The organism is Acinetobacter sp. BHS4 (assembly GCF_018454425.1).
GTDB classification, from domain to species: domain Bacteria; phylum Pseudomonadota; class Gammaproteobacteria; order Pseudomonadales; family Moraxellaceae; genus Acinetobacter; species Acinetobacter pittii.
Genome location: NZ_CP075323.1, coordinates 2,357,004 through 2,378,498, shown reverse-complemented (window position 1 = coordinate 2,378,498; position 21,495 = coordinate 2,357,004). Strand labels below are relative to the sequence as shown.

The 21,495-nt window shown below is 38.3% G+C and carries 23 protein-coding genes; 18 read left to right on the top strand and 5 right to left on the bottom strand.

The genetic code is table 11. The annotated features are described in order from the left end of the window. The first annotated feature begins 59 nt into the window (after positions 1 to 59). From KIP84_RS11315 to KIP84_RS11295, 5 genes are all read left to right on the top strand, one after another. Positions 60 to 377 (top strand): hypothetical protein, encoded by a 318-nt coding sequence (locus tag KIP84_RS11315; RefSeq protein WP_213688511.1) that lies wholly within the window; start codon positions 60 to 62, stop codon positions 375 to 377. Positions 378 to 553: 176 nt separating this feature from the next. Next, positions 554 to 748 carry a hypothetical protein gene (locus tag KIP84_RS11310; protein WP_068563151.1) on the top strand — a complete coding sequence of 65 codons (195 nt, stop codon included), beginning with the start codon at positions 554 to 556 and terminating at the stop codon, positions 746 to 748. Positions 749 to 998: 250 nt separating this feature from the next. Next, complete coding sequence (locus KIP84_RS11305) at positions 999 to 1,457, top strand: hypothetical protein (protein ID WP_017387211.1); 459 nt, start codon at positions 999 to 1,001, stop codon at positions 1,455 to 1,457. Between the two features lie 312 nt (positions 1,458 to 1,769). Then, positions 1,770 to 2,114, top strand: a complete 345-nt coding sequence (locus KIP84_RS11300) for a hypothetical protein (RefSeq protein WP_005070094.1) — start codon at positions 1,770 to 1,772, stop codon at positions 2,112 to 2,114. Positions 2,115 to 2,234: 120 nt separating this feature from the next. Next, positions 2,235 to 3,179 carry a DUF4424 family protein gene (locus KIP84_RS11295; protein ID WP_213688510.1) on the top strand — a complete coding sequence of 315 codons (945 nt, stop codon included), beginning with the start codon at positions 2,235 to 2,237 and terminating at the stop codon, positions 3,177 to 3,179. 128 nt (positions 3,180 to 3,307) lie between these two features. On the opposite strand, the gene KIP84_RS11290 is transcribed toward KIP84_RS11295, so the two are convergent. Beyond that, complete coding sequence (locus tag KIP84_RS11290; protein WP_174725351.1) at positions 3,308 to 3,910, bottom strand: DoxX family protein; 603 nt, start codon at positions 3,908 to 3,910, stop codon at positions 3,308 to 3,310. A 163-nt stretch (positions 3,911 to 4,073) separates the two neighbouring features. Here KIP84_RS11290 and KIP84_RS11285 point away from each other — a divergent pair, with 163 nt between their 5' ends. From KIP84_RS11285 to KIP84_RS11230, 12 genes are all read left to right on the top strand, one after another. Continuing rightward, positions 4,074 to 4,382: a hypothetical protein gene (locus tag KIP84_RS11285; RefSeq protein WP_004642275.1), complete on the top strand. Its 309-nt coding sequence runs from the start codon at positions 4,074 to 4,076 to the stop codon at positions 4,380 to 4,382. 69 nt (positions 4,383 to 4,451) lie between these two features. Further along, positions 4,452 to 5,315, top strand: coding sequence for a DUF692 domain-containing protein (locus tag KIP84_RS11280; RefSeq protein ID WP_213688509.1), 864 nt, complete (start codon positions 4,452 to 4,454; stop codon positions 5,313 to 5,315). Then, positions 5,266 to 6,021: a putative DNA-binding domain-containing protein gene (locus KIP84_RS11275; protein WP_213688508.1), complete on the top strand. Its 756-nt coding sequence runs from the start codon at positions 5,266 to 5,268 to the stop codon at positions 6,019 to 6,021. Before KIP84_RS11280 ends, KIP84_RS11275 begins: the two co-directional genes overlap by 50 nt. A gap of 2 nt (positions 6,022 to 6,023) precedes the next feature. Continuing rightward, positions 6,024 to 6,644: an RNA polymerase factor sigma-70 gene (locus tag KIP84_RS11270; RefSeq protein ID WP_213688507.1), complete on the top strand. Its 621-nt coding sequence runs from the start codon at positions 6,024 to 6,026 to the stop codon at positions 6,642 to 6,644. Next, a complete protein-coding gene (locus tag KIP84_RS11265; RefSeq protein ID WP_002163210.1) occupies positions 6,638 to 6,817 on the top strand; it encodes a zf-HC2 domain-containing protein in 180 nt (59 codons plus the stop codon). Before KIP84_RS11270 ends, KIP84_RS11265 begins: the two co-directional genes overlap by 7 nt. A gap of 91 nt (positions 6,818 to 6,908) precedes the next feature. Continuing rightward, complete coding sequence (gene mumR, locus KIP84_RS11260; protein WP_016141501.1) at positions 6,909 to 7,820, top strand: LysR family transcriptional regulator MumR; 912 nt, start codon at positions 6,909 to 6,911, stop codon at positions 7,818 to 7,820. 298 nt (positions 7,821 to 8,118) lie between these two features. Continuing rightward, complete coding sequence (locus tag KIP84_RS11255) at positions 8,119 to 9,372, top strand: NRAMP family divalent metal transporter (RefSeq protein ID WP_014206320.1); 1,254 nt, start codon at positions 8,119 to 8,121, stop codon at positions 9,370 to 9,372. A 34-nt stretch (positions 9,373 to 9,406) separates the two neighbouring features. Then, positions 9,407 to 10,171: a 5-oxoprolinase subunit PxpA gene (locus KIP84_RS11250; protein WP_000496075.1), complete on the top strand. Its 765-nt coding sequence runs from the start codon at positions 9,407 to 9,409 to the stop codon at positions 10,169 to 10,171. 2 nt (positions 10,172 to 10,173) lie between these two features. Continuing rightward, a complete protein-coding gene (locus KIP84_RS11245; protein WP_213688506.1) occupies positions 10,174 to 10,989 on the top strand; it encodes a putative hydro-lyase in 816 nt (271 codons plus the stop codon). Between the two features lie 32 nt (positions 10,990 to 11,021). Next, positions 11,022 to 12,608, top strand: a complete 1,587-nt coding sequence (locus KIP84_RS11240) for an urea amidolyase family protein (protein ID WP_213688505.1) — start codon at positions 11,022 to 11,024, stop codon at positions 12,606 to 12,608. Further along, positions 12,605 to 14,323, top strand: a complete 1,719-nt coding sequence (locus tag KIP84_RS11235) for a biotin carboxylase N-terminal domain-containing protein (protein ID WP_213688504.1) — start codon at positions 12,605 to 12,607, stop codon at positions 14,321 to 14,323. The genes KIP84_RS11240 and KIP84_RS11235 overlap by 4 nt, the downstream gene beginning before the upstream one ends. A gap of 303 nt (positions 14,324 to 14,626) precedes the next feature. Then, positions 14,627 to 15,847 (top strand): chloride channel protein, encoded by a 1,221-nt coding sequence (locus KIP84_RS11230; protein WP_213688503.1) that lies wholly within the window; start codon positions 14,627 to 14,629, stop codon positions 15,845 to 15,847. An 86-nt stretch (positions 15,848 to 15,933) separates the two neighbouring features. On the opposite strand, the gene KIP84_RS11225 is transcribed toward KIP84_RS11230, so the two are convergent. Both KIP84_RS11225 and KIP84_RS11220 read right to left on the bottom strand, forming a co-directional pair. Next, positions 15,934 to 16,941: a hypothetical protein gene (locus KIP84_RS11225; protein ID WP_213688502.1), complete on the bottom strand. Its 1,008-nt coding sequence runs from the start codon at positions 16,939 to 16,941 to the stop codon at positions 15,934 to 15,936. A 90-nt stretch (positions 16,942 to 17,031) separates the two neighbouring features. After that, positions 17,032 to 18,528 (bottom strand): DUF2235 domain-containing protein, encoded by a 1,497-nt coding sequence (locus tag KIP84_RS11220; RefSeq protein ID WP_213688501.1) that lies wholly within the window; start codon positions 18,526 to 18,528, stop codon positions 17,032 to 17,034. Positions 18,529 to 19,340: 812 nt separating this feature from the next. On the opposite strand from KIP84_RS11220, the gene KIP84_RS11215 reads away from it, so the two are divergent. Further along, positions 19,341 to 19,907 carry a TetR/AcrR family transcriptional regulator gene (locus tag KIP84_RS11215; RefSeq protein ID WP_213688500.1) on the top strand — a complete coding sequence of 189 codons (567 nt, stop codon included), beginning with the start codon at positions 19,341 to 19,343 and terminating at the stop codon, positions 19,905 to 19,907. A gap of 52 nt (positions 19,908 to 19,959) precedes the next feature. Here the strand turns inward: KIP84_RS11215 and KIP84_RS11210 are convergent, their stop codons facing one another. Further along, entirely contained in the window at positions 19,960 to 20,391 is a 432-nt protein-coding gene (locus KIP84_RS11210) for an SRPBCC family protein (protein WP_002114206.1), read from the bottom strand. Positions 20,392 to 20,519: 128 nt separating this feature from the next. Then, a complete protein-coding gene (gene yddG / locus KIP84_RS11205; RefSeq protein ID WP_213688499.1) occupies positions 20,520 to 21,452 on the bottom strand; it encodes an aromatic amino acid DMT transporter YddG in 933 nt (310 codons plus the stop codon). Between the last annotated feature and the right edge of the window lie 43 nt (positions 21,453 to 21,495).

Below are 21,495 nucleotides of genomic sequence, written 5' to 3'. Positions count from 1 at the left end.
GCACAATCTTTTGAAGTGTTCCTTTTTAGTTTAGTTAGATTTTTTTAGGTATTTAAAAAATGAATAAAATGCACGTAACTTTAGCGGTAATTATTGGTCTAGTTGTTGGTGGCGTAATTGGTGCTCTAGGTTACTCTAAAACTGCTGCGCGTTATGACGCGATGACCACAGCCTGTGTCATGGTAAATCAAGCGGTTGAACATGGCATCTTGCAACCAGAACAAGTCAAAGAGCTTGGAGAGTTAACTGGCCAAACCCTTAAAAAAGATTACGAGTCAGTTGCCTCTAAATTTAAATTCTCTGAAAAACAATTAGGCAATGCATCTGAAGGCTCTAATTGTAGTCAGTTTATTGTTGGGGTAAACGCCGCACAATAACCATTAAGAAGCCCACAGTGAGTGGGCTTTTTTTTATAATGTTTAGTTAGGGCAGCTACAATATTAACTGAACATATCATTTATAGACTGCTATAATAATCACCAATTCAAAATCTGAAATATAAGCTTGCCTAAAGGCAGGCTTTTTGTATGTTTAAACAAGTCTGCTAGGAAATATGAAACGCTATTTAAAACAAACTGAATTGACTACGTCTAATTGGACAACAGAGCAAGACTGTTTCTTGATTGAAAATAATTCTCTCTCAATTTACGAGCTCATCGAACATTTACCTTTTTCTGAAGAAGAAATACGAGTGCGTCGAGCTGTTTTAGGGCTGGTAAGACGAGATAAGCAAATGAAAATATATTAATTTTACCAAATGGTAAAAATAATATGAAAATAAATGTTTCTAATTATCTCTATTCAACCATGCATTTTTGCGGATGAGTTATCAAAACCTTAATTTTTTTAAGAGTTTTTATGGTGCAATTTACATAAAGCACTAACTACTTACAAACCACTCTAATAAGGCTACCTTTAATTACACTACTTTAAGCATAATCAAAGACAGAAAACATTCATAGATCAGAACTTTATAACAATAGTACGGAGAGAGGTTAATGCCAAAGTATCTAGCTGTAGCCGAAAAGGTTTATAAAAATATAAAAAAAGATAGCTTATTCACTGATGACATTACTCAGAACCTTAACTGTTTAATTAGTCAGATTCGAAAAGCCATCAAAGGAACTGAGTTTAAGCTCAAGTTCAACTATATCGACTTTGAAGAAAACTTAACGAAACCGTTAAGTGAATGCAAAGTTCAAATTGATCTGAGTGTTATGCCAAAGTTCGTAAATGAAGGTGAATATCTTCTTTGGTTAGCTGGATTTATTGAGCGAATCACAGAAGGTGGAAAACCAAAGTTACCGCCAATTTCGCACTTTTTACCACCAGGTTTTAAGATGTCGAAAGATGCGTTTCCGGTCACTGTTGCTCCTCCAAAAGAAGAGCATGCAGACATGATTATCAATTATTTTAAATCTGAGGATTTTATTAAAACTAATAAAACTCCTTCATAAAAGAATATAGAAGTAAACGTCCACCTTACTTCTATATCTGCTGGTTTAAATTCAGCGACCGCCTTCTGGGGCGGTTTTTTTTTGACTTAAAATTGATCATTACTTAATTGTGATAACTAGAAAAATTTAACTTCAACAAAAGTCTTAAATGTATATAAATATGAAAATAAAAAATGTTTTTAATAAATATCAATTGCTTAATTATATTTGTCGGTAAAGTAAAAAATACATTTTTCACATTACTAAAGTACCAAGTAACGCAATTAAACATTTAGCAGTTCATAATCTTTAAAAAAAGAGAAAGTGAACGATATGAATGAAAATGCAGAGCTTATAAAATACATTGACGTTGCTGAAAACGTCTATGAACGTGTCTATGAGAATAATCAAATTTCAAATAATTTGATTGTTAACCTTAACCGCATCATGGCGGAAATCAAAAAACAGGCCCAAGAAAAAGACCTAAAGTTAAAATATAAGTCGATTGACTTTGAATATTGCTTGAGTTTGCCTTTAGCAGATAGAGATATAAAAATTGACCTTAGTTTGATGCCTCACTTTGAACATCGTGATGAATGCATTTTATGGCTAACCAACTTTATTGGAAAAATTAGTGTGCCTAAAAAGATGACCAGACAAAAGCTAAGTTTTCATTAAAGTTTTTAGATTTAAAGCGATATAAGTCATTACTAAAAAACTAACCGCATCTGTGCTTAAACAGTTATGCTTTATTACAGATCGATATTTCATAATTAGAAAATGACAGAGCGCTTTAAAATGAAAACGTTTGTATTAACCTTTGCTGTTTTAGCTTCACTATCTACCTATAGTCTAGCCAATGACTCTACGGGTTACGTGGGTACAGGTGGGATTCAATATCTTAAAAACTCACAGATTGCCATGCAAAGTGAAGATCTATTCATCAGTAAAAAACTGATTAAGGTCGACTACCTCTATAAAAACTTAAGCAATAAAGACGTAACGGAAACGATCTTATTTCCGTTACCACGCATTGATAATTTTTTTGAGTCTGATTTTGCTCACACCGAACAGCTTTTAAAAAGTTTTAAAATTGTGGTGGATGGTAAAAATATAAAACCGGAGATGCATGTCAGAACCTTTATTCAAAAAGATGAAAAATCTCCACTGATTGATGCAACAGATGAGTTTAAGCAATGTGGTTTTAGTGAACAAGACATGCTAAATCCATGGACTCGTACTAACTATGATTATGAATATTATGTAGATAAGCTAAAACAATGTAATAAGCCGCAAATACAGAAAATTTTGGCCAAATTTAAAAAAGATGATGTGATTCCGTGGTCATCTCAAGTGATCTATAGTTGGAAGCAGACTTTTAAAGCCAATAGTTTGACTAAGATTCATCATGAATATAAACCTTTGGTCGGTGGCTCTGTAGCTCTCTATCCAGATGAATATAACCAGCAATTTTGTATGGATAAACAATTTAAGCAGGGCTTAAAAAAAGCCAGTGCAGAAAATTCGCCGTTTAGTGCTTTGGGCTATATTTTAACGACGGGTGCAAATTGGGCAAAGCCAATTGAAAACTTTAAGCTCACTATTGAGCGTGATAAGGATGAACTGGTTTCATTTTGTTGGGATGGGCCAGTTAAAAAGATTAGTCCAACTCAATTTCAAATGACAAAGACTAAGTTTGTACCTAAAAAAGACCTAGATATTATTTTTGTCAGAGTTCGATAATTTGATACCAGCTTCTGGTTTGACCAAATTGCCTCAATATTGATTGTGTGTCATGAACCAGACATGGCACACACTAGGAAAAAGATGTTCTATATGGCTGTCAGTAGGATTGTTGGCGTAATGATTAATTAGAGCAGTTTCTTTTTAATCCAATAATCTAAACTGAAATAACGGCCGCCCCCAAGAACAAGCAGTGCGAGTAGCATGACTAAATACGTAACGGCAAACTCAACTCCATTATTTAAAATTACAAACGAACCACTGGAAGTGAGCCAATCATAATTGCCGTAGGTTTGTAATATTTCACGAGCTTTCTCTAACTTTTCAGCCGAGGCCAAGACCTGCATGTTTGCAAAGGGTGCATTTGGATCAGCAATCGCTTGCCATCCATTTGGTATATGGACAGTAAATATGGCAACCAACATGGTAATCATGAGGGGAATACTAATTAAGCGAGTAAAGAGGCCAAATGTTAATAGTATTGCACCTGCTAGCTCCGCCGTTGTTGCAAGTAATGCCATTACATACGGAAAGGGAAGTCCTAAACCTCCATCTGAGTTGCCAAACCATTCTACAATGTCATTAAAGTGCATTAATTTATTTGTGCCTGCCATCCAAAATATAGGAACTAAATACAATCGAAGAGCCAGAGCTGCGATGCCGTCCGCATGTTGTAGAGTTTTACCCAGTTTTTGATAATATTGAGATAAGCCATAAATAAAATTCTTCATGATAATTTCACATCCGATGCGATTGAATATTAATTAGTCGGATAAAGACTGTATTTCTTACATAAAAAAATTTTTATTTACGGTGTAATAAAAAAGGATTTCGTCCGTCTAACTATACGTACAAATGTACAAACCGAGAATTTATCTTTAAAGGAATACTAAAATGAACAAACTCAACTCAATGACTTCAGTGGCGGCATTATTAGCACTTTCAGTTGCTGGCGCTACACAAGTGGCGGTAGCAGCAACCCATACAACAACCGAAGCACATGCAACCAAAGCAGCAGATGGAAAATGCGGTGAAGCAAAATGCGGTGCTAGCAAAATGAAAAACCACGAAAAGTCTGCCGAAGCAAAATGTGGTGCAGATAAAAAAGCAGCTGATGGTAAATGTGGAGCAACCAAAAAAGCAGCGGACGGCAAGTGCGGTGCAGATAAAAAAGTCGCTGACGGTAAGTGCGGCGCTAAGTAAACAATCTGATCATGGATGATGTCGACCTTCTGGTAAGTGTCGGCATCGTTTCTAAAAGGAGAAATCCCCATGATGGATTTGTCAGGCGTAGGGCTGGGTTTAAGGCGGGATTTTATAGACTCGTTTTTAGATGCAAAAACATGTCCAGATTTTATTGAAGTTGCTCCTGAAAACTGGCTAGGTTTTGGTGGACGACACGCGAAATTACTCGCACAGTGTGTTGAAAAAGCTCCATTAATTTGTCACGGCTTGTCATTGTCTATTGGCGGTCCTCATCCACTCAATCTTGAATTTATCGGCAAAATAAAAAGCTTTTTAGAACAATATGATGTCTCTGTTTATTCTGAACATTTAAGTTACACAAATGATGGGGGCTATCTATATGATTTGTTGCCCATTCCTATGACCGAAGCGGCTGTTAAATATGTCGCTGAACGTATTTTACGTGTTCAAGATATTTTAGGAAGACGATTAGTCATAGAGAATGTTTCTACTTATTTAATGCCCAATGCTGAAATGAGTGAAGCGGAATTTATCCGTGAAGTCCTTCAATATGCAGACTGTGATTTACTGCTGGATGTAAATAATGTCTATGTTAACAGCATTAACCATGGCAGTGATGCATTTGCATTTATTCGGGACATGCCAAAAGAAAGAATCCGTTATTTACATATTGCTGGACATGAAAAAGTTCAGAAAAATTTATTAATTGATACGCATGGCGCAGAAGTTTGTGATCGCGTATGGGAACTATTGAGATATACCTATCAAGTGTGTGGTGTGAAGGCAACTTTACTTGAACGCGACTTTAATATTCCATCATGGCAAGAGCTAGAAGAGGAGCTAGCCAAAATTAAAATAATTCAACAACAGGAGAGTGGCTATGAAGGAAAATCAAATATCCTTCCAAACCATGCAACAACAGTTTTGTGACTGGATTCGTGATCCTGATTTGGAATTACCTCAAGCTCTTCCTGCCGAACGAATGCATATTTATCGAGACTTACTTTTTAATAATGTCTGTTCATTTATTGATTTAGTTTATCCCGTGGCTCGTGCGATGTTGCCAGAGTTAAAGTGGCAACAATTACTCTCGGAGTTTTTTCAAAAAGCCCAGTGTCGCTCGCCTTTGTATAATGATATTTCTCTTGAGTTTAGAGAATATTTGACAGATCAGCAGCACCCGATATTGCAAGAATATCCGTGGTTGGCTGAGTTGTTGCAGTTTGAATGGCTTGAGTTGTATTTAGACACTCTTGAAATTGAAAAAGTAGTCTTGCAAGAAAACTGTAATTGGCAGTTAACCACGAAGGTATGGGTATTGGTTTATCAATATCCCGTTTATAGGTGGACAACTTTAATGACTCCAGAACAGGCCGAGCCTATGCCTGGAGCAATTATGGTCTGGCGAGATGAACGAGACAAAGTATGTATTCAACAGCTTTCGCCTTTGTTTGCTATGGTGATTGAACAGTTGACTCAAAATGTAAAGTTAACTGACCAAGATATTCATACACTGATTCAATCTGTACTCACTGATTTATCTGAACATGATATTTATCTGCAGATTCAAGAACTAAAAGCACTGTTAACTCGAATGCGATTGATTCAAACTCCCCATGATTTTAAAGAGGTATAAGGATGACTTCAGCCGTGGCATCAGATCATGAAGAAATAGGGGATCAGTTGCATAATCCAGCCTTTTTACAAGACTTAAGACAGCAAATGATAAAATTTGCTTTTTTACAGCTTTCTTCTCTTCCTCAAGCTGAAGATGTGGTGCAAGAGGCATTAACGAGTGCTTTCCAGCATTTAGATTCATTTAAAGGGCAGGCTGCGTTCAAAACATGGGTATTTGCCATTTTAAAAAATAAAATTATTGATGTGATTCGGCAAAAGTCACGCTTGGTCGCAATGACTGAATTATTTAAAGATGAGGAAAGTGAACTGAGTATTGATGCACTGTTTGATGCTTCTGGACATTGGCACAAATATGAAGCGCCTCAAGCGTGGCAAAGCCCTGAAGAGATGATGGAGCAGGCAGATTTCTGGATAATTTTTGAAGCTTGTTTAAATCATTTACCTGCCAAATATGCTCAAGTTTTTATGATGAGAGAGGTGATAGAGCTGAGTTCTAATGAGATTTGTAGCAAGTTGGAATTATCTATCTCAAACTTTAATGTGTTGATGTATCGGAGTCGTACCCGACTACGTGAATGTTTAGAAAATAAATGGTTATTGAAGGAGGATTGTTCATGCTGACATGTCGACAAGCCACTCAACTGTTGTCTGAAAAGCAAGACAGACCATTGTTATTACGTGAGCAAAGTGGTTTACAACTGCATTTATTGGCGTGCCGCTCATGCCGCCGTTATTCAAAACAGATCAAAACAATTAGTCAGCTTTCTAAGGCATTTAAAAGTTTTGATGGCTAATTTTATTTAAAAATTTATTTATTGCTAGCCTAATTACGCTAACAACTCCCATACTATAAAAGTAGAGGAGTTTTTTAAGACAGGATGACACGTGAATTTAAAGAATCTTGAAGCATTTTATTGGGTGGTGACTTTAAATAGCTTCAATAAAGCGGCGACTAAATTACAAACCACACAGCCTGCGGTCTCTCAAAAAATCACAGCTCTTGAAAATGAATTAGGCTTTAAAGTTTTAGATCGAAACTATCGGCAGTTTAAGCCGACTCATAAAGGCTTAACTTTATTTAAATATGCCGAAAAATTTATGCGCCTAGAAACAGATCTGGTCGCAGAACTGACAGAAAACCAGCACCTAACGGGTACTATTCGTTTGGGAGTTTCCGAAACTATTGTTTATACATGGCTCGTTGAATATATCGAAAAGGTTCAACAAGAGTTCCCAAAAATTTCAGTCGAAATCGTAGTGGACCTTACGCCTAACTTACAAGAAGGCGTTCGGACAGGCGACTTAGACATGGCTTTTTTGCTTGGACCAACTTTAGCTTTTGAATGTATTGAACAGACTTTGTGTGACTTTGAACTAAGCTTCTTGGCATCACCTTCATTTAAAGGTGGTGTTGCTCAAATGTCTTTTAAAACTTTGATGTCGCATACCATTTTAACTTATCCAAAAATTACCTATCCCTATAAAGAATTGAAAGCACGAATGAAAGAGCAAGGGATTGATGAACCACTTTCAATTACCAGTTATTCATTGGCAACGCTGTTACGTTTAGCCGAGCAGGGCTTAGGCATTGCTGTGGTGCCGACCTTAACAGCACTAAAAGAAATTACTGATGGCCGACTAGAAATATTAAATACACCTATTCAATTAAAAACGTTCCATTTTACCTCGATCTACATTCAAGGAAACGATGTTGCCTTAAAAGAGAAATTGACTGAAGTTGCGGTTAAGGTCTCTGAATGCGCTATGAAAAGACTCAATGAGCAAATAAAAAAATAAGCTGTTTTGTATGTAAAACAATAAAGGCAGCTTATTAACTTCAATAAGTAAAGCTTATCCTGATCTTCTAATAATTAATAAATTATTAAAAATCAAATATTTGAATATTTAATTTTATGTAAAAAGTCTTATTGTCCGTAGGGATTAGCTATGTTTTTATTTTAGACACAAGATTTGATCACCGATTGTGTTAATTGGGGAACAGGGAATCTTTGTCATTTTAAAGGATTAAAGAATATCGTTTGGGACGAAAAATGGTGTTCTTGGTTCAACTTGAAAATAGCGTTGTTAAGCTCAAATGGATGAGGAACGCATTAATATGTCTTTACTGAAATCTTCTTTTTTATCAGATCGCCAATGGGCCATTGTGGCCTCGATCTTTATGATGGCGACCTCTGCAATGGGACCCGGATTTTTAACCCAAACTGCTGTATTTACAGTCAAGTTAGGCGCGGCATTTGGCTTTGCCATTTTAGTTTCCATTCTGATTGATTATGTGGTTCAACAAAATATTTGGCGAGTGGTGACACTTACTCAAATGCGTGCATCAGACATTGCCAATAAAGCATTGCCGGGTAGTGGTTATTTACTGGCGTTTCTGGTGATTTTGGGCGGGTTTTTCTTTAGTGTCGGTAACATTGCCGGTGCAGCTTTAGGTTTAAATGCGCTTTTTGGCCTCGACACAAAGTGGGGCGGTATTTTAAGTGGTGCTTTAGCCATTTTGATTTTTGCCTCAAGAAAAGCAACGCTTGCCATGGATAAAAGCATGATCGTGTTGGGATTACTTAAAATCCTCCTGATTATTATCGTTGCTGTCATTGTGATGCCTCCAGTTGGGCAAGCTGTACATCAAACCTTTGCTCCAGATCAGATCGACTTTGCCATTATTACCACCATTGTTGGCGGTACGGTTGGTGGCTATATCTGTTATGCGGGTGCACACCGTTTACTCGATAAAGGCGCTGTTGGCCCTGAAAATATTGATGAAGTTGCTAAAGCTGCGACCAAGGGCATTGTTGTAGTCGGCATCATGCGCTATGTGTTGTTCTTGGCTTTTTTAGGTGTGGTGGTGAGCGGTGCAACCATTGATTTAGCCAGCCATGACGCCAATCCAGCAGCTCAAGCATTCCAATATGCAGCGGGTACATTTGGTTTTAAATTATTCGGCTTAATTTTCTGGGCAGCGGGTATTAGTAGCACCATTGGCGCAGCATATACTTCAGTTTCATTCTTTACTGCGTTTAAAAAGAATTTAACACCAAAACAAACCAACTATACGACCATTACCTTTATCGCATTGGCTTTATTGCTTTATGTGTTATTGGGTGCAACTCCGGCAGGCCTACTTATTTTCGTAGGTGGTTTTAACGGATTGGTGTTGCCAATTGGCCTTACAATTTTTGTGTATGTTGCCGCATGCCGTAAAGATTTGATGGGTAATTATAACTATCCAAAATGGTTGCTTATTTTGGGTGGATTAACATGTCTGTTAACGTGGTGGATGGGCTATATGTCGTTTACGACTGTGTTTAACTATTTGACCAAGCTTTAAGCCAGACGTTGTTAAGTAATAAAGGAATAATGCCATGTTTGTAGATTTAAATAGTGATTTGGGTGAAAGCTTTGGCTCATGGAAAATGGGTAATGATGACCAGATTTTACCTGTCGTGACCAGTGCCAATATTGCTTGTGGCTTTCATGCTGGCGACCCACTCGGCATTTTAAAAACGGTTCGTAAAGCCGTTGAGCTTGGTGTGACTATTGGAGCCCATGTGTCTTACCCAGACCTTGTAGGCTTTGGCCGCCGTAATATGGATTTGTCACGTGACGAATTGATTGCCGATGTGCTTTACCAAATTTCTGCACTCGATGGCTTGGCTAAAGTGGCAGGCTCAAAAGTGCAATACGTTAAACCACATGGCGCGCTCTACAACACCATTGCACATGACCAAGCTCAGGCAGCAGCCGTGATTGATGCCATTAAAATGTATAACCCTGAACTGGTTTTAGTGGCTTTGGCTGGGTCGAACTTAGTCGAACAGGCACGAGTTGCGGGTTTAAAAGTTGTGTCTGAAGCATTTGCAGACCGTGCATATAACAGCGATGGCTCATTGGTGTCTCGCCGTCTAGAAGGTGCGGTTTTACACGACTCGGCATTTGTTGCGAGCCGTGTGGTGTCTATGCTTAAAAATGGTGGAGTTGAGTCAATTGACGGCGTATTTACCCCAATTCAGGCCGACACCATTTGCTTACATGGTGATACCGACGGTGCGCTAGAGATGTCGGCAGCCATTAAAGCCGAGCTTGTAAAAAATAATATTGAAATTCGCCCGTTTGTAAATAAAGCATAAGGATGAGCACCATGTATAAGGATATTAAAGTCGACCCAGCTCAGCTTGAAGCCGCGTTAGAAGCGCGTTTAAAAATCCGTGCAGGTTTTGATAAACCGACAGCAGGCATGGCTGCGGGCATGACGCAAGTCAACATGATTTCGGTGCCAAAAGAGTGGGCATATGACTTTTTACTCTATGCACACCGTAACCCGCAAAGCTGCCCAGTGCTTGATGTACTCGAAGAAGGTATCTATGCAACTAAGCTTGCGGCAGATTCAGATATTCGAACTGACTTCCCGCGTTATCGCGTTTGGAAAGATGGCGAAATGGTCGATGAAGTGACCGATGCAAGAGAGATTTATAACGCTCATCCTGATTTGGTGACTTTCTTAATTGGCTGTAGTTTTTCATTTGAAACAGCTTTGCAAGAAGCGGGCATTGAAGTTCGTCATATTCATGACGACACCAATGTGCCGATGTATCTAAGCAATATTCAGTGTGAACCAGCAGGCCGTATTTCAGGAAATATGGTGGTTTCAATGCGACCAATTCCATCGCATCAAATTAGTGAAGCGGTACAAATTACAGCACGTATGCCGAGCGTGCATGGTGCACCTGTACATATTGGGCACCCTGAAAGCTTAGGAATTTTGGATGTAAATAAGCCAGACTTTGGCGATGCTTCTCGTATTGAAGCGGGTGAAATTCCAGTGTTTTGGGCGTGTGGAGTAACGCCGCAAGCTGCCGTCATGAACTCGAAAATTCCTTTTGCGATTAGTCATGCGCCAGGTTACATGTTTATTACCGACATTCCTGACCGTGCTTGGATTGGCTAATTGGACTAAAGAAGAATTAAAAGGATAAACAAATGCGTTTTTTATCGGTAAACGCCGATTGTTTTCTGATTGAGCTTGCGAGCTTAGAGGAAACTTTGGCGTTGTACAATAAATTGCAAAATACGCAATTGAATGGAATTAAAGACTTAGTCCCCGCTGCAAAAACAATTTTGGTTTTTTTCAATGAGATCGAAACCAACTTTAAAACGCTGGTTGCTTCAATTCAGGGTCTCAAAGTTGATTCTGGATTTGAGCGTAGTAGCCAAGAAGTGATTGTACCGATTCGTTACGATGGCGAAGACCTTGCGCAAGTTGCCGAACTACAAGGGCTGTCTGTGGCTGATGTGATTAGAAAACATCACCAAAGCGTGTGGAATGTGGCTTTTATTGGTTTTGCACCGGGTTTTGCTTATATGAGTAGTCCCGATAAGCCTTTTACCGATATTCCACGTTTAACGGTTCCGCGTAAAAAAATACCGTCAGGCTCGTTGGGCTTGGCTGGAAAATACTCTGGTATTTACCCAAAAGACAGTCCGGGTGGCTGGCAACTTATTGGGACCACATCAGAAAAAATGTGGGATTTAGAGCGTAAAAACCCTGCGTTACTGTTACCGGGCATGACTGTATATTTTGAAGATGTGACGCATAATCCAACCATTGTGAATGTACCGCAGAAAATTACACGTAAGGTTGAGCTGAAACAATCGGTGCCACTATTTACGATCACTGCGCCAAGTTTACAAATGCTCATTCAAGATGAAGGGCGCTTAAACCAGACCAATATTGGGGTTGGCGTAGCGGGTGCAATGGATTTATCTGCCATGCACAGTGCTAACCGTATTGTCGGTAATCCAACCGATACACCTGTCATTGAAGTTTTAAATGGCGGCCTAAAAGCCAAAATGCAGCATGCGGGCGTTATTGCAGTGGCTGGGGCTATCTCAAACATTCGGGTGAAATTTGCCGATGGTCAAACCGCAGACTTTGCAAGCTATCAACCGATTGATTTGGATGAAGGCGATGAATTTCAAATTCAGCCACCAACAGCAGGCTTAAGAAATTATTTGGCTGTTCGCGGTGGAATAGACGTTGAGCCAGTACTCAATAGTGCTTCGTTTGATAGCTTGGCAGTGTTAGGTCCAGAGCCTTTAAAACTTGGAGATACCATTTATCAAGGGCAAGTAAAGGCAGCCAATATTAGCGTAAATGAAGTTGGTAAAAACGATTTGCCACAAGCTGGCGAAGTCGTTGAGCTAGATATTGTGATGGGCCCACGTACCGATTGGTTCGAACAAGACAGTATTGAACTGCTATGTCAGCAAGAATGGCTCGTGACCAATGAAAGCAACCGAGTCGGGCTAAGACTTTCAGGTGCACAGCCTTTAACTCGCAAAATTACCCATGAACTGGAAAGTGAAGGCACATGTATTGGTGCTTTGCAGATTCCACCGAGTGGTCAGCCCGTTTTGTTTATGAATGATCACCCTTTAACGGGCGGATATCCGGTCATTGGCTCTGTTGCTAAACACTATTGGGACTTGGTGGCACAGATTCCAGCAGGTTGCCGCATCAAATTTAAAAAAATTGCCGAATTTACAGATTTTGAGAATGAAAGATGAATACAGAAAAATTATTGATTGCTAACCGTGGTGAAATTGCCGTTCGTATTATTCATGCTTGCCGTGATATGGGAATTTCATCAGTCGCGTTATATGCAGATGACGATATTGGCAGCATGCATGTCGAACTTGCAGATGAAGCATGGGGTTTGGCTGGTGCGACTGCTAGCGAGACTTACCTAAATATTCCAGCCATTATCGAAGTTGCAAAGAAATCGAAAGCGACCATGGTGCATCCTGGTTATGGCTTTTTATCTGAACGTGCTGAATTTGCCCAAGCCGTGATTGATGCGGGCTTAAAATGGGTAGGTCCATCACCAAGTGCAATTGAAAAACTAGGCGATAAAATCGAAGCACGTAAAATTGCAGCTTCGGTTGGTGCGCCCTTGGTTCAGGGTACGCAAGATCCACTTAATAATGCAGATGAAGCTTTAGAGTTTGCCAAACAATATGGTTTACCCATTGCCATTAAAGCCGCATTCGGTGGCGGTGGCCGTGGCCTAAAAGTCGCGTGGAAACTCGAAGAAGTCAAAGAGCTTTATGAGTCGGCGGTACGTGAAGCAAAAGCTGCTTTTGGTCGTGGTGAATGTTTTGTCGAGCAATATCTCGATAAACCGCGCCATGTAGAAGCGCAAGTAATAGCCGACCAACATGGAAACATTGTAGTGCTTGGCACACGTGATTGTTCGTTGCAACGTCGTAACCAAAAGTTAGTTGAAGAAGCACCAGCGCCATTTATTAGCGATGCGATTTATCAGCAAATTTTAACCTCGGCAAAAAACATTTGTCAGGCTGCAAACTATGTGGGTGCGGGAACAGTTGAATACTTACTAAGTCGTGACGGCAAGCTTTCATTTTTAGAAGTAAATACGCGTTTGCAAGTTGAGCACCCAGTGACTGAAGAAATCTCAAAAGTTGATTTGGTGATTGAGCAAATTCGCGTGGCACAGGGCCATGAGCTTTCCATTAAAGAAACACCGAAAGCGCAAGGCCATGCCATTGAGTTTCGTATCAATGCCGAAGACCCAGCACGTGGTTTTATTCCAGCCTTTGGTGTGTTGAGTTTATTTGAAGCGCCGTTTGGTAACGGTGTACGAGTCGACACAGGTGTTCGAACTGGGTCATTAGTGTCTAGCCATTTTGACTCACTCATGGCAAAGTTGATTGTCACTGGTCCAACCCGAGAAGTTGCAATTGCTCGCGCTAAACGTGCTTTAAAGCAATTTAAAATTGAAGGTGTGGCTTCGGTTTTAGACTTTCACCGTGCGGTACTTAATGAACCTGACTTTACCGAGGAATTTAATGTACATACGCGCTGGATTGAAAATGACTTTAAACAAGAATTAAAGCCAACTAAACGTGGCATTCCAAACCATCAACAACCAATGCTGCTGAGCTACATTGAAATTGATGGCAAGTTACACCGTTTAGGTTTACCTGCGGGTATGTTTGCACAAGATCCAGCAACCGCCGTTCAAGCACAAACAGCCGAGCCAGAAGTGAGCGCTGAGCATTTACTTGCCCCAATTAATGGTGTGATTAGCGCTTGGAAAGTCGAAAATGGTGAGCAAGTCACTGAAGGCCAAGTAGTTGCCATTATGGAAGCCATGAAAATGGAAGTGCAGGTACTGGCACATCGTAGTGGTGTTATTCAGATTGGCGCAGAGAAGGGCGCGACCTGCCATGCAGAAACTGTGATTGCGAGTATTAATTAAGTTTTGCATAAATGATTTGGCTCACTTAAGCATTAGTTTAATTGGGTCAAATCGAATGCTTATTTATTCACTCGGTTTGTTATTTTTCACAGTACTCGTTAACCATTTTTAGCTTGAAAATCAGCACTAATTGTGAGATATTTATCACAGTTTAGTGATGTGAAAATTAATCACTGTATTGAAAGCTCGCTTATGCGGGCTTTAATTTTTAGCCCAGTTTAAGCATTTCTCACTTAATGAGCTGGCAGCATAAAAACAATTTGAGAATTTGGCACTCACTCAAAGGCGAATTGAAGAAAGCGAATGAAAATTCTACCTTCATCTGAATATGATCAAATTCTAAAATACAGTGTCTATTGGCTCGTCATCTCAATTGTGATTGGAGTCGTCGCGGGGTTGGCCTCGACTTTAATTTTTGTGGCTTTTGATATTTCAAACAAAGTCAGAAGTCTGCATCACTGGCTCATCTACTTTTTGCCTTTTGTGGGTTTTGGTATTGGTTATCTCATTAAAAAATATGGATCACCGATTGAGCGGGGAACCCATTTACTGATTGATGAAATTCACCAGCCGAAGTCGTTTATTCCAAAACGAATGAGCCCCATCATTTTTATTACTTCAATTTTAACGCAGTTATTTGGTGGTTCGGCAGGGCGTGAAGCGCCAGCGGTTCAACTTTCGGGTGCCTTAATTGACCACTTGAGCCATATATTAAAAATCTCGGAAGACAACCGAAAAATTTGTTTAATCGCCAGTATTGGTGCAGGCTTTGCGGGGGTGTTTGGCTTGCCTCTAGCGGGTGCAATCTATGGGTTAGAAATTACTGCTTTAGGTAATTTAAGATACTCTGCTATTTTTCCATGCTTTGTGTCGGCTCTGATTGCATCGGCGATCCCTGAGCTATTTGATATTGTTCATCCGCATATTTTTTATGTGATTAGTGAGTTTCCAGCCATTCATTTTGGCACGCTCATGAACTTAATTGTGGCAGGTCTGATCTTTGGTTTAGTCGCGCGTTTCTTTATTGCGGCCATACATTTTGCGAGTGACGTCTTTTATAAATATGTGCGTTATTTGCCATTAAGAACAATGGCGGGTGGTATTGTTATTATGCTACTTACGTTGTTCACCGCGCATCAGCAATATAATGGTTTGGGTACAGATAAAATCATTTCATCTTTTTATGTACCGATTCAGTTTTACGACTTTTTTAACAAGACTATTTTTACAGCCATCACTTTAGGTTCAGGCTTTAAAGGTGGTGAAATTACGCCGTTGTTTTATGTAGGTGCGACATTAGGTAATGCTTTAGGGGCGGTTTTAAACTTACCACTTTCATTGCTTGCTGGCTTAGGTTTGGTAAGTCTGTTTTCAGGGGCGAGTAAGGCACCGTTAACGTCTATTATTTTAGCTGTTGAACTATTTGGAATGAATGTTGCCACGTATGCCATCATTACGTGTTTATTGGCTGCGTTATTTTCTGGGAACTGTGGATTGTATCGCCGTAAAAAGTTGATGGATTGATTAAGCCTTTCTAAGGAGTTGAGTAGTTTTAGGTTGCTTAGCTCCTTAGAAAAGGTTAATTAGAAGCTTATAAGAGAAAGTTTTAACTAAGGGGTTTCTACTGGATGAAAGTTAAAATTATTACCGACGTCAGTTTCATCAGTAAATAAATTTTTCACTAAATTTAGATCTTGTTCGTTTTTACTAAAAGCAACGGCATATGGTTTTGTATTATCTAGCTTGTCACAGTTGCGCAGTGTTTCAGAAAAATTTTTAGACTCTAATGGGTTACAGTTCTTATCAAGTATAGGATCTACATTTTTTCTATCTACCATTGAGAAGAAATATACTTGATATTCATAATTGTCAGCATGAGAACCTCCGCAGATACCTGTTGAGATTCCGAAGTGAGAAGAGATTTCAGGTTCTGACATACAATATGTAATGATTGTACCTAGCTGTGTGTTTTGAAGATTTTTAATATTAACATCCGCTTGTGTATATTTAGAGGGGGTTAAATAACCTATTACTAAACCCAGACGCTTCATTCCCTCATGATAGTCAGCTACAAAATAAGCATCTTTATATTGGTATCTTGAAATTGTTATTGATGGATCTATATCTTCATCACTTAGCGGTTCTTCACTAAAAGGTTGACCCATAACTTCAACTATCTTTTCTTTAGGAGAATTTGAGTTAATTTCATTTAGCTTTGTAGCTATCTCTATATAATTTTTTTCTTCATTTAATTTTTCATTTGGGACTATAACTTTTTTTTCTTCATTGTGGGGATTACGTTGTTTATCTAAACAGTCTAAGTAAGCTTGGAATATTTTTACACCATATTCATTTGATCTTATATTTTTAATAATTTCACCTCGGCTAGCTTCTATAGATGAGGCACTCGTTTTTATATTTAAAAAATTAGCCATTTCCCCCAAAATTTGACTTTCTGTTTTACTATCCATTCCTCCGGAACACATTTTTATAGCTTCTTCATTTTGATTTTTTGTATCACTTTTTATTTTAGGAATTAATACTATTAAAGTATTAACAATTATCATTGCAATAAATATTAAGAGAATAATATTTTTATAACTTCGAAAGAATTTCATTGTTATTTCTCCTAAGTAATTATTTTATATTTTGATTTCATTATATAATTATTAAGATAGAAGAGCTTTCCTCCTATCTTACTATTACAATTATTCAACTTGTAAGCGTATGCGGCCACGATTGTTTTCATAGCAGTTCCAAGCATCGTTAGCATACGCATATAAATAACCAGACTGTTTAGGCGTATATTTACATCCGTCACCAATTAAGAAAGTTTCATGTGGTATCCAATTACCTTGACTATCGACCTTTCCATTTGCAATTGCCCCAACTAGACTAAACCAGTTCAATTTTTCATGTCTTTTTGTGAATTTGAAATCCGCAGAATGATTACCAGTTATTTTTTTAAACAAGTCCTCTGCTTTGCCTAAAAGAGATCCTGCAACTTGAATCATTTCAGCAATTTGAAAGTCACCATCCTTAGTACCAGCTGGGCCACATTTAATTGAACTGTCTGTCCATTCACCTGAAGCACTAAAACTATAGGTTTTACCTTTTTCTAGCCAAATACCAGTTTGATTCCAAGGATTAAGCGCATAAATATCTAAACTACAAGGTAATGTCCGAATAAATTTATAAGGACTTTGCTTAATAGGCGGTGTATTAAGTCTCTCTCTTACAGAGTCATGGATAGCAATAGAATTATTTAATTGAGGAGAACTGCGAGGTAAAGATGGAAATGTATAGAAGATACCTGTATAGGAGTTATGTAATGTATCCTGAAAAAGAGGTGTAATTTGTTGTTCAAACTTTGGATTGATTGCTAAATTAAGATGTTTTGCTTCATCAATCATCCATCTAAGAGTGATATGTGATAATCCATGATCTTTATAACCTCCTCCAATATCAGAATGAACGCCTGCAAACCAAACTTGTTTAGTATTGGCATTTGGATTACTCCATAGAGTAGGTTGAAAACTTGCGCGCATTTCGTCAAGAGCTAAAGCTTGGCGTGCATTAATTATTATGGGACTTAATTCAGTATCATGAAAAGTATAGTTTTCAAAGCTATCAATAAGATTTAATAAGCCAAAATAATCGGGTATTCCTAGAGATCCAACTGTTTCCCATACACCAATAAACCAAATAGGCACTGGCGTACTATAATTAGTCTTTAATTTCCATCCTAAGGAAATCCATGTATCTTGTGTTTCAATTTTTTTTCTATAACCCTGTTTAAATACACGATCGATTCTGTCCCATATTTCAGTTTCATTTAAACCTTTAATATTTAATAGCCCCGAATGATGTACTAATCCAGCTAAGCTTCTTACTGTATAAGCGCCACGGCTAAATCCAAATAAAAAAATCTTATCTCCTGGTTCATAATATTCACATAGTTCGCGATATGCGCTTTTAATATTTTTATCTAATCCCTCGCCAGTTCCGCCATTAATTAATTTGTCCCATTTTGTCCCATCTGTACCTACTCCAGGGTGATAATATTTATGTTGTGCTATACCATTACTATCTTGATCTGCTAATGAATTGTATAGTTGTACAACGTTAGTTGGTGATAATACTCCTTGATCTTGTTGATCCGTTGTGTTCCATGTCCCATCACAGCAAATAATTATATTTTTCATTTCTTATTTCCTGATTATTATTTATTTAATAATCAACTCTTTCTAATAAACAATCTAATCAGATTTTTTGTAAATATACTGTTAACTCCATGGAATAAATTGATTTATTAAATTTTGTTTAAAAATTAACCTGATAAAGTCTTTTTTGTTTATTTAAACTAATTGATCAGTAAATATATTTTTATTTAATGTTAAAAAATAGCTTAAATTAATTTTTTAAATCGTAAAAACATTTATCTGCTCTCAACCCAACCGCTCTACTTTAATACAATTGTCATTTCCTACGCTTGACGCCAACAAGAGCGAATACTATCCTTTGCGTGCTGGCCACATTGCCAGTTGGTTTTAGCAGACCATCAGCCAAAGTACACGAAAAAGTATTAACTTTTTTGTGGAAATCCCTGCGTGCCCCCTCTGCGGCGGAACGGGAGGGGGACACCTTCGGGTGTGCTGGATTCTTTGGCTCCAGTCTGCTAACCCTCTTTCGTTTCGCCACCATTATTTAGCAGTAATGCGGTGAAACTTCTTTATAGCCAAAGGAGTCCGCTATGCGTACTAATTCTTCTCATTTATTGGCTTTTGCCAAAGTCTTTCTATCCATACCGTTTAAACAATCTGTAAATCGGTTTAATCGACTCTAGGTTTTTACGCCTAAACATCGTTACGACTAAAACATAGCAACAATAAACCCGAGATAGGCGAGCACACCATTATTGTGCCGCTCTTACATGCCTGTTTTTAGCACTCAATTTAAGAGTGACGGCATTTCTAACTCTTTTACATACAACAAAAAATTATTTTAAGCGGTATACATGAACAATTTAGAATCTTCATTTAGAGCACTACGGGTGCTGCACACGGCAAAAGATTTATTTAATCAAGATGGGTTTAATAAGGTCGGGGTTGACCGAATTATTGCTGAAGCCAACATCCCCAAAGCGACTTTCTATAACATCTTTCATTCAAAAGCACGACTGATCGAGATGTGTTTAACCTTTCAAACGGATGCGCTCAAAGTAAAAGTCCTTTCAATTATCAATTCATACAGCGAACTTATGGTGTTCGATAAACTCAAGCAAATTTACTTTTTACATGCCAATTTAGAAGGCTTTTATCGTTTACCATTTAAAGCAATTTTTGAAATTGAAAAGTGTTATGCAACGGCTTATCGAGTGGTTGTTGATTATAGAAATTGGTTTATAAATGAGCTTTATAAGCTGCTTCTTACCGTCAAAACTACCGCTTCAATAAAAGATGCCCACATGTTTCTATTTGCAATTGATGGGGCAATGGTTCAGCTGTTAAGTGCCAATAGCGTAGATGAACGGGATAAATTATTAAATTACTTTTTATTTATGCTATCTGAGCATTCAACTTAAACTTTAAAAAATAAAAAGCCCGTGATTGGGCTTTTTTGTAGATATTGGTCGATTAAAACTTAAGTTTTTTAAGCCCACGACTCACGCCATTTTGTAAGGCTGCCTTAATAATCGGGCCAATAAAAGGAACGCGACCTTTAAAGCTAATGGTGTAATCCAAACGAGTACGATTATTTCCCAAGTCAGTAAATTTCATGACACCACGGTGACCTTTAATTGGGCTAATCCCGCTCGTAATTGCATACTCGATCAGTTCATTTTCTTTATAGACTAAATTGGTTTCTACAAATGAAGGGGTCAATGGAATAGACATTTTGCGCGCAGAGCCAACACCATTACGAGCGTCTTTTCCGTTGCTAATGCGAGTCACTTTAGCAGGAGCGAAAAGTTTACTTAGGTTTTCATGCTCACTTAAGGTTGCAAAGACTTTGTCTACGGGTGCATCAAATTCTTGTACGATGTTGATTTTTTGAGTTTTTAACATCTTATTCCCTCTAGAAATTATTTTGACATTGGTAATTGTCAGAATTTGGATGTTAGCACGCTTTGGGCAATGGGGGAATTCTTCTTCGTCGGAGTTATCGCATACTTAAAAAATTCACTTTGGTACATCTACAATGCTTTTTGGCCTTTTCTTAATTTTTTAAAGAAGGGCTGAATCACAGACCAGTTGGTTGAAACCCAGCAAATAAAGGAACCAGCCGTCACCATTGCTGTTCCTTGCCAAAAGCTCATTGAAAGTTGAGTTTGTAAAACAAACATCGCCAAAATAGACGAGATAATCGGGGTGAAATAAGAGGCCACCACAAGCACGGTAATGTTTCCATGAATGATGCCAATGTTCCAAGCAGCATAACCAAAACCCATGGCAGCAGAAGCAACTAAAAGGGTCATGACTGTTGGAATATCCATTGCCGGAATGGAAAATTGTCCCGAGACAAGCAGCTTGAGCCAGAGAGTGAGCGCGACACCAACAAAGAAAATGGAAATTGGATTTTGCCCATTACTTAATTTTTTGGTGAGTACACAGTAAAAAGCCCAAATGATGGCACCTGCAAATGCCAAAATATAGCTGAGTGGGTTGCTATGAAAATTATCGACAATACTATTTAGACTAAAATCACCGCTTCCAGTTTGAATAAAAATAATGCCGAAAATTGAAAGCATTAGCCCTAAAATAATAAGGAAATTAAACTTTAATTCTTTAAAAATAACAAAAGCTAAAACCGTTAAACTCGGCCACAGATAGTTAACAATACTAATTTCAATTGCTTGTCTTGCTGTCTGAGAATAAGCAATCGCAAATGAAAAGCACACCTCATAAGCCACGAACAGAATTGTGCCAAATATTAAGTATTTTCTAGAGATCTGCTTAAAATCTGGAACTTTGAAAATGGCAAGCAACAGTAGCGCACTTAAAGAATAAATAAAGGTAACACCTAGCTCAGGCCCAATGGCGGCACTGACTTGTTTCATTAAGCCGACCAGAGATGCCCACATGAGAATGGCGCTTAAACCAATCAATGTTGCTAGATTTTTTGACATAAAATTCAGTAAATAACGATTAAAAAAGGGTAAAAGATGAGGT

Coding starts and splice junctions, on each gene's coding strand:
- KIP84_RS11315 (WP_213688511.1), top strand. CDS start 60: ATGAATAAAATGCACGTAACTTTAGCGGTAATTATTGGTCTAGTTGTT.
- KIP84_RS11310 (WP_068563151.1), top strand. CDS start 554: ATGAAACGCTATTTAAAACAAACTGAATTGACTACGTCTAATTGGACA.
- KIP84_RS11305 (WP_017387211.1), top strand. CDS start 999: ATGCCAAAGTATCTAGCTGTAGCCGAAAAGGTTTATAAAAATATAAAA.
- KIP84_RS11300 (WP_005070094.1), top strand. CDS start 1,770: ATGAATGAAAATGCAGAGCTTATAAAATACATTGACGTTGCTGAAAAC.
- KIP84_RS11295 (WP_213688510.1), top strand. CDS start 2,235: ATGAAAACGTTTGTATTAACCTTTGCTGTTTTAGCTTCACTATCTACC.
- KIP84_RS11290 (WP_174725351.1), bottom strand. CDS start 3,910: ATGAAGAATTTTATTTATGGCTTATCTCAATATTATCAAAAACTGGGT.
- KIP84_RS11285 (WP_004642275.1), top strand. CDS start 4,074: ATGAACAAACTCAACTCAATGACTTCAGTGGCGGCATTATTAGCACTT.
- KIP84_RS11280 (WP_213688509.1), top strand. CDS start 4,452: ATGATGGATTTGTCAGGCGTAGGGCTGGGTTTAAGGCGGGATTTTATA.
- KIP84_RS11275 (WP_213688508.1), top strand. CDS start 5,266: ATGAAGGAAAATCAAATATCCTTCCAAACCATGCAACAACAGTTTTGT.
- KIP84_RS11270 (WP_213688507.1), top strand. CDS start 6,024: ATGACTTCAGCCGTGGCATCAGATCATGAAGAAATAGGGGATCAGTTG.
- KIP84_RS11265 (WP_002163210.1), top strand. CDS start 6,638: ATGCTGACATGTCGACAAGCCACTCAACTGTTGTCTGAAAAGCAAGAC.
- KIP84_RS11255 (WP_014206320.1), top strand. CDS start 8,119: ATGGATGAGGAACGCATTAATATGTCTTTACTGAAATCTTCTTTTTTA.
- KIP84_RS11250 (WP_000496075.1), top strand. CDS start 9,407: ATGTTTGTAGATTTAAATAGTGATTTGGGTGAAAGCTTTGGCTCATGG.
- KIP84_RS11245 (WP_213688506.1), top strand. CDS start 10,174: ATGAGCACCATGTATAAGGATATTAAAGTCGACCCAGCTCAGCTTGAA.
- KIP84_RS11240 (WP_213688505.1), top strand. CDS start 11,022: ATGCGTTTTTTATCGGTAAACGCCGATTGTTTTCTGATTGAGCTTGCG.
- KIP84_RS11235 (WP_213688504.1), top strand. CDS start 12,605: ATGAATACAGAAAAATTATTGATTGCTAACCGTGGTGAAATTGCCGTT.
- KIP84_RS11230 (WP_213688503.1), top strand. CDS start 14,627: ATGAAAATTCTACCTTCATCTGAATATGATCAAATTCTAAAATACAGT.
- KIP84_RS11225 (WP_213688502.1), bottom strand. CDS start 16,941: ATGAAATTCTTTCGAAGTTATAAAAATATTATTCTCTTAATATTTATT.
- KIP84_RS11220 (WP_213688501.1), bottom strand. CDS start 18,528: ATGAAAAATATAATTATTTGCTGTGATGGGACATGGAACACAACGGAT.
- KIP84_RS11215 (WP_213688500.1), top strand. CDS start 19,341: ATGAACAATTTAGAATCTTCATTTAGAGCACTACGGGTGCTGCACACG.
- KIP84_RS11210 (WP_002114206.1), bottom strand. CDS start 20,391: ATGTTAAAAACTCAAAAAATCAACATCGTACAAGAATTTGATGCACCC.
- yddG (WP_213688499.1), bottom strand. CDS start 21,452: ATGTCAAAAAATCTAGCAACATTGATTGGTTTAAGCGCCATTCTCATG.